This is a genomic window from Paraglaciecola aestuariivivens (assembly GCF_052983255.1).
The window spans coordinates 74271-86264 of record NZ_JBRKBA010000008.1; the positions used below are offsets into that span (position 1 = coordinate 74271).

The 11994-nt window shown below is 42.1% G+C and carries 11 protein-coding genes; 6 read left to right on the forward strand and 5 right to left on the reverse strand.

The genetic code is table 11. The annotated features are described in order from the left end of the window. The first annotated feature begins 17 nt into the window (after positions 1 to 17). From ACVCDT_RS12700 to ACVCDT_RS12710, 3 genes are read left to right on the forward strand one after another with little or no spacing between them, the layout of a single operon-like run. Positions 18 to 1022, forward strand: coding sequence for an aspartate carbamoyltransferase (locus ACVCDT_RS12700; RefSeq protein WP_447133159.1), 1005 nt, complete (start codon positions 18 to 20; stop codon positions 1020 to 1022). Between the two features lie 43 nt (positions 1023 to 1065). Continuing rightward, the gene (hemL, locus tag ACVCDT_RS12705) at positions 1066 to 2358 is read left to right on the forward strand and encodes a glutamate-1-semialdehyde 2,1-aminomutase (protein WP_447133160.1); all 1293 of its coding nucleotides are present in this window, start codon (positions 1066 to 1068) and stop codon (positions 2356 to 2358) included. A gap of 41 nt (positions 2359 to 2399) precedes the next feature. After that, on the forward strand, positions 2400 to 3464 hold the full coding sequence (locus ACVCDT_RS12710) for an adenylate/guanylate cyclase domain-containing protein (RefSeq protein ID WP_447133161.1): 1065 nt from the start codon (positions 2400 to 2402) through the stop codon (positions 3462 to 3464). A gap of 40 nt (positions 3465 to 3504) precedes the next feature. Here the strand turns inward: ACVCDT_RS12710 and ACVCDT_RS12715 are convergent, their stop codons facing one another. The 5 genes from ACVCDT_RS12715 to glnK form a co-directional block, all read right to left on the reverse strand. Beyond that, the gene (locus ACVCDT_RS12715) at positions 3505 to 4431 is read right to left on the reverse strand and encodes a Dyp-type peroxidase (protein ID WP_447133162.1); all 927 of its coding nucleotides are present in this window, start codon (positions 4429 to 4431) and stop codon (positions 3505 to 3507) included. A 3-nt stretch (positions 4432 to 4434) separates the two neighbouring features. Continuing rightward, on the reverse strand, positions 4435 to 5310 hold the full coding sequence (htpX, locus tag ACVCDT_RS12720) for a protease HtpX (RefSeq protein ID WP_447133163.1): 876 nt from the start codon (positions 5308 to 5310) through the stop codon (positions 4435 to 4437). Between the two features lie 56 nt (positions 5311 to 5366). Then, positions 5367 to 7055 (reverse strand): gamma-glutamyltransferase, encoded by a 1689-nt coding sequence (gene ggt, locus ACVCDT_RS12725; RefSeq protein ID WP_447133164.1) that lies wholly within the window; start codon positions 7053 to 7055, stop codon positions 5367 to 5369. Positions 7056 to 7247: 192 nt separating this feature from the next. Next, on the reverse strand, positions 7248 to 8495 hold the full coding sequence (amtB, locus tag ACVCDT_RS12730) for an ammonium transporter AmtB (protein ID WP_447133165.1): 1248 nt from the start codon (positions 8493 to 8495) through the stop codon (positions 7248 to 7250). 17 nt (positions 8496 to 8512) lie between these two features. Further along, entirely contained in the window at positions 8513 to 8851 is a 339-nt protein-coding gene (gene glnK / locus ACVCDT_RS12735) for a P-II family nitrogen regulator (protein WP_006992692.1), read from the reverse strand. A 290-nt stretch (positions 8852 to 9141) separates the two neighbouring features. On the opposite strand from glnK, the gene ACVCDT_RS12740 reads away from it, so the two are divergent. The 3 genes from ACVCDT_RS12740 to ACVCDT_RS12750 all read left to right on the forward strand — a co-directional run bounded on the left by ACVCDT_RS12740 (position 9142) and on the right by ACVCDT_RS12750 (position 11989). Next, the gene (locus tag ACVCDT_RS12740; RefSeq protein WP_447133166.1) at positions 9142 to 9519 is read left to right on the forward strand and encodes a hypothetical protein; all 378 of its coding nucleotides are present in this window, start codon (positions 9142 to 9144) and stop codon (positions 9517 to 9519) included. A 112-nt stretch (positions 9520 to 9631) separates the two neighbouring features. Beyond that, the gene (locus tag ACVCDT_RS12745) at positions 9632 to 10414 is read left to right on the forward strand and encodes a hypothetical protein (protein ID WP_447133167.1); all 783 of its coding nucleotides are present in this window, start codon (positions 9632 to 9634) and stop codon (positions 10412 to 10414) included. Positions 10415 to 10483: 69 nt separating this feature from the next. Then, a complete protein-coding gene (locus ACVCDT_RS12750; RefSeq protein WP_447133168.1) occupies positions 10484 to 11989 on the forward strand; it encodes a tryptophan halogenase family protein in 1506 nt (501 codons plus the stop codon). The last annotated feature ends 5 nt before the right edge of the window (positions 11990 to 11994 follow it).

Below are 11994 nucleotides of genomic sequence, written 5' to 3' on the forward strand. Positions count from 1 at the left end.
TATAAGATATTTACCCTATGAATTTTAAAGGCAGTCATATTCTGTCGGTTAATCAATTTGACCGTGCGGCCATTGAACAGGTATTTAGTGTAGCCCATCAAATGCAGCCTTATGCCAAAAGGCAAAAACGCACCACTGTATTAGATGGGGCTATTTTGGGTAATTTATTTTTTGAGCCCAGCACTCGAACGCGGGTCAGTTTTGGTACCGCGTTTAATTTATTAGGTGGCGAAGTAAGAGAAACCACAGGCCTTAGTAATTCTGCTTTGGCCAAAGGTGAATCTTTGTATGATACCGCTCGCGTGCTAAGTGGCTATTCAGATATTATCACTATGCGCCACCCTGATGCGGGCTCGGTGGCCGAATTTGCTCAAGGGAGTCGTGTGCCGGTATTAAACGGCGGAGACGGCGCCAATGAACACCCCACACAAGCATTATTAGATTTGTACACTATTCAAAGTGAATTAAACGCCCATGGAAATAGCATAGATGGGATGCATATTGCCATGATAGGCGATTTAAAATACGGACGAACTGTACACTCATTATCTAAACTTCTGTGTTTATTTAACAATGTACGCTTTACCTTAATTTCCCCAAAAGAATTGGCCATGCCTAGCAGCATTATTGACGCCATAGAAAACGCTGGACACCAATATACTATTACCGAACAACTATCAGGTAGCCTAGATGCAGATATTTGTTACCAAACTCGTATACAAGAAGAACGCTTTCCATCACAACAAGAAGCCAACCAATACCGCGGTAAGTTTCGTTTAAATCAGCAGATTTATACTAAACACTTTCAATCTAAAACTGTCATTATGCATCCCTTGCCAAGAGACTCCCGTGCCGAAGCCAATGAGTTAGACAATGATTTAAATTTAAACCCTAACTTAGCTATTTTTAGACAAACAGATAATGGGGTGCTAGTGCGCATGGCTTTATTTGCCCTTACTCTGGGCGTCGAAAACAAAGTCGCCGACTTTGACCAAAAAGTGCATTGGTATGTAAACACCTAAGGCTTTGTTATCATTCACCTAATCAATTTATAAAGTAGACATTATGCAAAAATCAGAAAGCCTTTTTAAGCGTGCTAAACAGCATATTCCAGGGGGCGTAAATTCCCCGGTTCGAGCCTTTAAAGCGGTAGGCGGCACTCCTCCTTTTATCAGTAAAGCCGATGGCCCTTACATTTTTGATGTAGACGGCAAAAGATACATAGATTACGTACAATCATGGGGACCTATGGTGCTTGGGCATAATCACCCCAATATTCGTCAAGCAGTAATAGAAGCCGCTAGTAAGGGATTGAGTTTTGGTGCGCCAACTGAAGCAGAAGTGTTAATGGCAGAAAAGGTCAGTGAAATTGTGCCTTCTATGCAAGTGTTAAGAATGGTTAATTCTGGCACCGAAGCAACCATGAGCGCCATACGTCTCGCTCGAGGCTTCACCAACCGCGATAAAATTTTAAAATTTGAAGGCTGTTATCACGGCCATGCAGATGCCTTATTGGTTAAAGCCGGTTCGGGTGCATTAACATTTGGGGTACCTAGTTCGCCAGGTATTCCTGCAGACTTTGCTCAGCACACCCTGACTATGGAGTTTAATAACCTCGAGTCGGTAGAGCATGCCTTTTCACAACACCCAGAAGATATTGCCTGCATAATAGTTGAACCTGTTGCTGGTAATATGAATTGTATTCCACCTGTAGAGGGCTTTTTGCAAGGGTTACGCGACATCTGCGACAAATACGGGGCCTTGCTTATTTTTGATGAAGTGATGACAGGCTTTCGAGTGGCACGAGGTGGCGCCCAAGAAAAGTATAATATTCAACCCGACCTAACCTGTTTAGGTAAAGTTATAGGTGGCGGTATGCCAGTGGGAGCCTTTGGTGGCAAAGCTGAAATAATGGCGCATATTTCACCTGATGGCCCAGTCTATCAAGCTGGTACTTTATCGGGTAATCCAGTGGCCATGGCCGCAGGTTTAGCCTCGTTAACAGAAATTATGCAAACTGGACTCTACCCAAGATTAGCCCAAACCACAGAAACCTTAGCCCTGGGCTTTAAAGCTTTAGCCGATAAACATGGTATTCCTATGTCGGTAAATTATGCTGGCAGCATGTTTGGATTATTCTTTACCGATGTAGAAAGAGTAACTAATTACCAACAAGCAATTAATTGTAATGCAAAACAATTTAATCACTTTTATCATGGTATGTTAGAAAAAGGTGTGTATTTAGCCCCTGCGTCATACGAAGCAGGATTTGTATCTGCTGCACATAGCGATGAGATCATTCAAGCTACATTAGATATTGCTGACTTAGTCTTAGCTGATGTGGCTGCTCATTGTTAAATGTGGGCGTATTCCTGGTAAAAAGAGACACAATTTAATTTATGCTTGAGCAAGTGCTTCAACCTGTGCCGTTATTTTTATTTGCCATTATTGCTGGATATTCAGTGGTGTTGGTGATCTTGTTAAATAAAAGCCGGCGCAGTGAAGTCAGTGCTAAAAAGCGTAAACTTAAAAGACAACTCACAGAGCAAAAATACCGAGATAAAGCCGACGAAGCCAAAGCCTTAAGCCAAACCTTTAGAAAATTTGTGCCCAAACAATTTGTTGATCATTTTGCCAAACATGGCTCCTCTACCCTTGAATTAGGCCGAGCTGATGAAGATGAATTGGCCATATTATTTTCTGATATTCGTGGTTTCACTGGCTTATCAGAACAAATGAGTCCACAAGAATTAATGAATTTCTTAAATTCTTATTTCTTGCGAATGAATGAACCAATTCATAACAACCGCGGCTTTATCGACAAGTTTATTGGTGATGCGGTCATGGCCTTGTTTGATAACCCTGCAGGCACCAATACCGATAAAGCGCAAGATGCCATTCGAGCAGCACTAGATCTACGATTTGCGATTAATTTGTATAACGAACACCGAGCTAATTGCCACTATCCACCAGTAAATGTAGGTATTGGCATTCATTTTGGCCCAGTTATTTTAGGCACAGTAGGCTCAGACGACAGAATGGACACCACTGTGATAGGTGATAGTGTTAACGTGGCGTTTAGACTCGAAGCCTTAGCTCCAAGATACAACGCCGATATTATTGTCAGTGCACAAATTTTAGAACAGGCACAAGCCCAGCAACACTTTGAATATCGCTTACTCGACTGGGTAAGAGTAAAAGGTAGACAAACCCCCATTGAAATTTACGAAGTGATCGACCATCAAAGCGCTGAAATCAAGGCGCTAAAATTGGCCAATCAGAGTTTTATCGAACAAGGTTTAGCCTTTAGAAAGGCCCAACAATGGAAACAAGCCAAGCAGCAATTTCAACTGGCACAGTCGCAGTTTCCTGACGATATTTTAGTGATTCATCATCTAGAGCAATGTGATATTTTGAGCACTGCAGAGCTTGCTGCAGACTGGGATGGTGCTATTTTACTTTAACCTTCAACGCGCATGTAGGTAAGTACCTACTCATGCTGAGTTATAGTATTTTAGCTTGTTTTTTAATAAAGCTCACTGAAGGCGCAAAAAATGCCCCGCCTGTTTCTGCAGTTGTGTAATCCAAGAGTTTGTCATAATTTCCTTGTCCATCGCCCACTACACGGCTGTGTAATAATTGCCTAAAAGGTTCAGGGCTTGCTGCACAAGCAACAAAAACCAAGCCTTGGGTCGACATATCACCATAAGGCATATTTTGGGTTAACATCTTAATCTGTTTGCCGCTGCCGTCGCATATGGATGCCCGAACTGCGTAACTAGAAGGCGATACCTGACTTTCTTCCAATGGCCTATCATTGGCTTTTTGACGCCCTATTATTTGCTCTTGTTGAGCTAAAGGTAAAGCTTGCCACTTGTCCATGTGGTGCCTAAACCTTTGAATAAACACATAACTGCCACCAGTAAAATCCGGATCATCATCTTTCACCAGTGCCGCTTCAAACTTACGCATGCCTCTAGGGTTTTGACCGCCATCTACAAAGCCCATTAAATCTCGGCCATCTAAATACCTAAAGCCGCGCACTTCTTCAAATAAATCCACATGCGGCTTTAAAAGCTGCATCACTTGTACGGCCAGCGCATGACAAATATCCATGCGGTCTGCTTTGACTACTATTAACAAATCTCCTGGAGAGATAGGTGCATTGCGATCTTCACAATGCACATCAGGAAAAGGCGCCAATTCTCTAGGAATAATAGTAGGATAAAGTTCATACCAGTATTCTGTGCCTATAGCGATAAAGCCAGACAACATAGCCTCATAATATTCTTCATCAAATTGTGCAAACAAACTTAATATTTGCACTAACTTTTCTCGCACAGTTTGGTGATCGTCATCCACCACAGTAAAAGTTAAAAATAAAGCATGTAAATTAGGCTCGGCGCAAATGCCTTTTTGGGCTTGGCTCATTAGTTAGTTTCGCATGTTTTGTAAGGCTTTGATGCGTAAAGCCAAAGGTGGATGACTAGCAAAGAGCGCTTGCACTTTACCGGCATTAATAGCCAAAGCTGCCATTTCGTCTGGCAATTCTGGGGCTTCATGCACTTTTTCTAAGCGTTGCAAAGCCGCAATCATGTTTTGTTTACCGGCTAACTTAGCCGCCCCTGCATCAGCCCGATATTCTCTGTATCGAGAAAACCACATAGCTATCATAGTTGCCAATACACCTAATATAATTTCGGCAATAAAAGACACTATCCAAAATGCCGGCCCGTGGCCTCTTTCAACTTTAAATACGACTCGGTCTACTAGATGACCTATTATTCTAGATAAAAACACCACAAAGGTATTTAACACCCCTTGTAATAACGTCATAGTGACCATGTCGCCATTAGCAACATGACTCACCTCGTGAGCTAGAACCGCTTCTACTTCACTTTTATTCATATGGTTTAATAGCCCAGTACTCACCGCCACCAGCGCATGGTTTTTATTCCAGCCAGTTGCAAAGGCATTGGGAGCTGAGTGATCAAAAATTCCCACTTCAGGCATGCCAATTTGAGCTGTCTTGGCCATGTTTTCCACAGTTTCAACTAACCAACGTTCAGTAGCGTTTTGAGGTTGTTGAATAAGCTGCACTCGCATACTGCGTTTAGCTAAAAATTTAGATAAAAACAGCGAGATAAATGCCCCACTAAAACCTATTACTAAGGCATAAATAAGCAAGGCCGGCAAATCCAGATCAACCCCATTATTGGCCAATAACCCTTGAATACCCAATAAGCTAAAAGTTAAACCCAACAACGCCATAATGGCGATATTAGTACCTAAAAATAACAATATTCTCATGCTGCCCACTCCTAATACTTGTTAAACAACACTCTTTGTTAAAAATAAATTAGCCCTTAATAACCAGCGGCTTGACCATCTTTACGACTTTCCGAAGCCCCATAATATACCCCGGTTTTAAGATCGCGCATTATAGCTTGATAGCCTCCAAAAGAACCTAATACATCTTGAATGACATGGCCTTTTTTGATTAGTTCGCGTCTAACCAAAGGTGAATAGCCGGTCTCTAGACTAACAAAACCTCCATCTGACATAATTTCTCCCGTGGGTTGACTAGAGCCAGAATGCAACATACGCGGGGCATCGCCGGCTTCTTGTAAGCCCATACCAAAGTCGATGAGATTCACCACAATTTGTGCATGCATTTGCGGTTGCGTACCGCCCCCCATCACACCAAAACTGACCCAAGGTTTACCATCGCGGGTAATAAATGCGGGAATAATAGTGTGGAAAGGTCTTTTGTTAGGCGCATATTGATTGAAGTGACCTGCTTGTAGGCTAAACAACTCCCCCCTGTCTTGCAGCATAAAGCCTAATCCTGTTGGAGTCATTCCCGAGCCCATTCCTCGGTAATTACTTTGAATTAACGACACCATATTGCCTTCTTTATCTGCAGTTGTTAGGTAAATAGTGTCGCCATGATTAATTCCCGCATCGACTCTTTTGGCCGCAAGATTAGGCTTTATTAACTTGGCTCTTTGTTGTGCATATTGTTTTGAAATTAACCACTCAACTGGAATTTGGTTAAAGTCTGGATCTGCGTAATATTTAGCGCGATCTTCAAATGCCAATTTTTTTGCTTCAACAAAGGTGTGAATATAATCTAATGAGCCAAAGCCCATATCCTCCACATCAAATTGCTCTAAAATATTTAAGATCTGCAAGGCCGCAATGCCCTGGCCATTAGGGGGTAATTCCCATACATCATATCCTTTGTAGTTAGTTGAAACTGGGGTGACCCAGTCTGAGGTATGCGAAGCCAAATCCTCATAGGTTAAAAACCCACCTTGTTCTTGCATATAAGCGGCAATTGCGCGGGCAATATCCCCTTTGTAAAACACATCGCGGCCACCTGTGGCGATTTTTTCATAAGTAACAGCTAAGTCTGGGTTGCGAAATAGCTGCCCCTTAGTAGGCACCTTACCATTAGGCATATAAGTTTCTTTAAAGCCTGGGTATTGTTCAAATTTTGCTTGGCTTAGTTTCAGGTAATACGCAATTAACTCGCTGACTGGAAAACCATTTTTAGCATATTCGATGCTTGGCGTTAGGATGTCGCGCATGGGCAAGCGGCCAAATTTATTATGTAACTCAAACCATCCATCAACCGCACCTGGTACCGAAACAGGTAAAGGACCATAGGCAGGAATTTTATCTAAGCCTTGAAGCTTAAAGTGTTCAAGAGTAAGAGATTGCGGAGAGCGGCCAGAAGCATTTAAACCATAAAGTTTTTGAGTTTTGGCATCCCATACTATGGCAAAAAGGTCGCCGCCTATACCGCTACCTGTGGGTTCAACTAAGCCTAACATGGCATTGGCAGCAATAGCCGCATCAATGGCATTGCCACCTTGACGTAACACCTCTAACCCCACTTGTGTAGCTAAGGGCTGACTGGTCGCCACCATCACATTAGGTGCAATAACTTCCGAGCGGCTCGCAAAAGGTTGGCCAGTAATACGATCAAAAGCCGAGCTAGAGGCTATTGCCGCAAAATACATTAGCACTGTGGTAAGTATCGTTTTCATTTTACCCAACTTAAATAAACCTAATTTGCCTTAGCATAACCTGTTTTTATCTGCTCTTGCATAGTCTCACGACAATTCCTTAAATAGATGATTAGAAAAACAAAAAAGCCCTGAATCAATCAGGGCTAAAGTGTGTTCTACACAAGTGTTTTTAAACACCTGCTGTTATTATTTTTATTAGCTTTTTAGGTATTATTTACGTGAAACGCTGAAATCTGGGTAAGCTTCTAAGCCACATTCGCTCATATCTACCCCATCAAACTCTTCTTCGTCACTGACTCTAATGCCAATCACAGCTTTAAGTATGGTCCAAACAATAAAGCTAGTAACAAATACCCAGATAAAAATAGTGGCTGCGCCAATTAACTGGCCACCAAAAGTAGACCCATCGTTAGTAAAAGGTACCAATAACAAGCCCAATAAACCCACTACCCCGTGAACTGATATCGCCCCAACAGGATCATCAATTTTTAATTTATCTAAAGCAATAATGCTAAATACTACTAACACGCCACCTAAGGCACCAAACAATGTGGCTTGTAAAGGGGTTGGAGTAGAAGGCTCAGCAGTAATGGCCACTAATCCAGCCAACGCACCGTTTAGGGCCATAGTTAGATCAGCTTTCTTAAATAATACTCTAGCTAAAATTAGCGCTGCAACTAAACCACCCGCTGCAGCAGCGTTAGTGTTTAGAAAGACCACAGCTACACTATTGGCGCTTTCAACTGATGCGGTTGCTAAAACAGAACCACCGTTAAAACCAAACCATCCCATCCATAAAATGAAGGTTCCTAAAGTAGCTAAAGGTAAGTTTGCACCTGGTATTGCATTAGCTTTTCCGTCTGCTGTGTATTTGCCTTTTCGGGCACCTAACAACAACACCCCAGCTAAAGCGGCAGCTGCGCCGGCCATATGTACAATGCCCGAACCAGCAAAGTCAGAGAAACCTAAATCTCCTAATTTGTACAAACCAAATACGGCTTCTCCCCCCCAAGTCCAAGCACCCTCCATTGGATAGATAAAGCCAGTCAGCACTACGGTAAAGGCTAAAAAGGCCCAAAGCTTCATGCGTTCAGCAACGGCGCCCGACACTATAGACATGGCCGTAGCAACAAATACCACTTGGAAAAAGAAATCAGCAGAAGGTGCATAAGTAGCTGGATCTTCTGCCACCCCAGTTGCTCCATCAGCTGTTATGCCGCTTAAAAACAGGCTAAAGTCGCCACCGCCATACATGATTGAATAACCACACACCATGTACATAATGCAGGCGATTGAATAAAGCGCGACGTTTTTGGTTAAAATTTCTGTGGTATTTTTTGCTCGCACTAAACCTGCTTCAAGCATGGTAAAACCAGCGGCCATCCACATAACCAGTGCACCACAAATTAAAAAGTAAAATGTATCTAGGGCGTAGCCTAATTCAAAGGTAATGCTCACAGTAACTCTCCTATTATCTAAATGGCTTCGCCATCGGTTTCGCCAGTACGAATACGAACGGCATGCTCTAAGTCATAAACAAATACTTTTCCATCACCAATTTTGCCGGTTTTAGCTGCGCCCACTATGGCTTCAACCAGACGTTCAACTTGATCATCTTGTACCGCTACCTCAAGCTTAACTTTTGGTAAAAAATCGACTTGATATTCAGCACCACGGTATAATTCGGTATGTCCTTTTTGACGGCCAAACCCTTTTACCTCAGTGACGGTTAATCCATCAATGCCGATTTCTGAAATGGCTTCTCGCACATCATCAAGCTTAAAAGGCTTAATAATCGCTGTGACTAATTTCATGTGTTGCTCCCAGATTATGGTTTTTTGTTAAGGTTGTGACCTCTCACACAACAAAACTTATGCCAATTTTTTTTATGTTTAAAATCAGTTAGTTAAGCGGCATTGCTTTTTGAATATTCCACTCTTATGCATTATTTTGGTGCGTACTCTAGTGGCAGGATCAATTTGGTGCGCTCACAAATTAAAGACATTTAGCCTTAAAAAGCCTTAAAAATGAGTGGGATTTTCGGCAGGTTTTAAAAACCTGTCATATGCTTATTAGGACGTAGAAAAATGAAGTAGGAAAAACAATGCCGTACAGCAGTTCAATTGAGCATGACGTAGCTTGCTTTACTTTAGAAGGCAACCTAAATGCACTAGATTTGTTAATGATGTTTAAAAGCCCAGAGTACAAATCCGCTATCCACAACTACAAAAAGATCCTGATTGATTACACGCAAATTACTGGCATCAGCCTTACCAAAGAGGATGTGATTTCTATTACCTTAATAGGAAAAAGTGACTTAGAACATGCAAGTGCTACACATATAGTCGCAGCACTATTAGATAATGAACGACAGATACTTCAACAAATAAGCGAAAAGCTTTTTATCGACTCTGATCTTCAATTAGAGGTTGCCGACTCCAAAGCCAAAGCTTTAAACTTGCTGAAACAATATAACACTTGAGTCCTGTACTTTAAGGCTAGATACTTATATCTGTCATTGAGTAGACTGAACTAATACAGCCAAAATGACTCTATAATCACTCAGTATCGACTAAGGCCAAGCCCCAAAAGCAGTGTTACAAAATAATAAAATAATACTTTATACCTTTGGGGTATCGCTGCTGGCTCACCTGCTGATTTTCTATGTGATGACTCGCTCCACCCAACACCCTGAAATTAGCCAGACGCCCCCAGACGAGCAAGTGGTGATTAAGGCCAAACTGATTTTTGCCGAAGCAGCAAAGCCTGAACCAGCAGTAAAGGAGGAGGAACAGGAACAAGTAGATCCAGAACCTCAACCCGAAACTCCTATGCCACCCGAATTACCTATTGAGCCAGCACCCACTGACATAGAGCCAATAGCAGAAGCCCCAGCGCCAACAGCCAAGCAAAGTGACGAGCCTGTGCCAGAACTTGAAAATAAACCAAGCCCCCAAGCTAATAATGACTTTATGACCCAATCGGCACAAGCCAAACTACAAAGTGCTGCCACCAATTTGGCTAGAAAACATTTAAGTTATTTTCAACAACAGCAACAAACTCAACTTGCTGAATTGGCCGCAAATGAGTTTCAACAACAAAAACATGCCGCTATTGAAGCGCCTACCGATCAAAATAGGTTTCTAAGCGAAGAGCAAGTTTTAATGAAAAGCTTAACAGTACAAGCCGATTGTAGTTCGGCAACCAAAAGAACCGCTGCGGTTTTATTAAATCTTTTAGGAGGGGCTTTTGATTGCTCTAATCCACCGCCCATTGATAGTTTTATTCAAAAGCGTTTAAACAAACAAGTCTTGCCAGTTTCGAATTCAGAGCCTGTAAAAAACCCGACACAGTCTATTGTGATCCAAAATCAGTGATGGTTTTCAGGGCCTTGATTCAGTAACCTAGGCTAGTCGGCCAAGTAAAAAGTAGAGTATAGGAATAAGATGTCACCACAACATATTAAAAAAATTGTCATATTAGGTGGTGGCACAGCAGGCTGGATGGCAGCCGCCGCTTTAGCTAAATATATTCGTTATCCAGAGGTGAACATTTGCTTGGTTGAGTCTGATGCAATTGGCACTGTAGGTGTGGGTGAAGCCACCATTCCAGGTATTAAAGAATTTAATCGTCAGTTAGGCATAGATGAACAAGCCTTTATGCGGGCCACCCAAGCCAGTATAAAATTAGGGATAGAATTTAGTGATTGGGCGGCTATAGGTGACAAATATTTACACCCTTTTGGTAACTATGGCCACGACCTAAATGCTTTGCCTTTTTATCATTATTGGTTAAAACAACAAGCCCATGGTGATACCAGCGCCTTAGCTGACTATTGCATACCTTGTATAGCCGCTGAGCAAGGTAAATTTTCCCCGCCCAATTCCGATCCGCGTTCAGTGTTATCTACATTTTTTAATGCCTATCACTTAGATGCAGGGCTATACGCTAATTTTTTACGTGACATTGCGCAACAAGAAGGGGTGAAAAGAATTGAAGGAAAAGTCATACAGGTTAAACAAACCCAAGATGGCATGATTAGCGAACTGTTATTAGATAATCAACAAAGGGTAGAGGGCGAGTTATTTATAGACTGCTCGGGTTTTAAAGCCTTACTTATTGGGCAAAATTTAGCTAGCGACTTTGAAGACTGGTCTAAATGGTTACCAGCCAATAGCGCAATAGCCGTACCTACAGCACGCCCAGAAGGTAATATTCGGCCCTTTACCCAAGCCATAGCGCACCCCAGTGGTTGGCAGTGGCGTATTCCATTGCAACACCGTACAGGCAATGGCATGGTTTATAGCACTGACTTTATGGATGATAGTAGCGCCCATGACCTATTGCTTAGCAAACTAGAGTCGCCCACTTTAACCGACGCTCAACAACTCAAGTTTCAAACCGGCATGCGTACTAAACAGTGGCATAAAAACTGTGTGGCGATTGGCTTATCTGGCGGCTTTGTGGAGCCGTTAGAATCAACTAGCATTCATCTGATTCAAACCGGCATCATGAAATTAATTCAATTGTTTCCCAACAAAAGTTTGGCGCAATGCAAAATTGATGAATACAACAGTGAAATGGCTAAACAATTCACTCAAGTACGAGATTTTATTATTTTGCATTATAAAGCCACACAAAGAACAGATTCAGAATTTTGGCGCCATTGCCAAAATATGCCGATTCCAGACTCTCTGGCTAGTCGAATAGAATTATTTAAAGAAACCGGGCAAATTCGCGCCTGCAATAATGAATTATTTATCGAAACCAATTGGCTAGCTGTATTACTAGGACAAAATATTCAACCTAAAAGCTATCACCCAAGAGCCGATAATCTTGCCCCCCAGCAGTTACAACAAGTGATGAGACAAATAGCTCAAACAATGCAGCAAGCTGTGGCGGGCATGCCAAGCCATGCAGACTTTATTCAACGGTATTGTGCCGCTAATTAGGTTAC

Excerpts from the sequence above, each read along its gene's own strand:
- ACVCDT_RS12700 (WP_447133159.1), top strand. The coding sequence starts at position 18 with ATGAATTTTAAAGGCAGTCATATTCTGTCGGTTAATCAATTTGACCGT.
- hemL (WP_447133160.1), top strand. The coding sequence starts at position 1,066 with ATGCAAAAATCAGAAAGCCTTTTTAAGCGTGCTAAACAGCATATTCCA.
- ACVCDT_RS12710 (WP_447133161.1), top strand. The coding sequence starts at position 2,400 with ATGCTTGAGCAAGTGCTTCAACCTGTGCCGTTATTTTTATTTGCCATT.
- ACVCDT_RS12715 (WP_447133162.1), bottom strand. The coding sequence starts at position 4,431 with ATGAGCCAAGCCCAAAAAGGCATTTGCGCCGAGCCTAATTTACATGCT.
- htpX (WP_447133163.1), bottom strand. The coding sequence starts at position 5,310 with ATGAGAATATTGTTATTTTTAGGTACTAATATCGCCATTATGGCGTTG.
- ggt (WP_447133164.1), bottom strand. The coding sequence starts at position 7,055 with ATGAAAACGATACTTACCACAGTGCTAATGTATTTTGCGGCAATAGCC.
- glnK (WP_006992692.1), bottom strand. The coding sequence starts at position 8,851 with ATGAAATTAGTCACAGCGATTATTAAGCCTTTTAAGCTTGATGATGTG.
- ACVCDT_RS12740 (WP_447133166.1), top strand. The coding sequence starts at position 9,142 with ATGCCGTACAGCAGTTCAATTGAGCATGACGTAGCTTGCTTTACTTTA.
- ACVCDT_RS12750 (WP_447133168.1), top strand. The coding sequence starts at position 10,484 with ATGTCACCACAACATATTAAAAAAATTGTCATATTAGGTGGTGGCACA.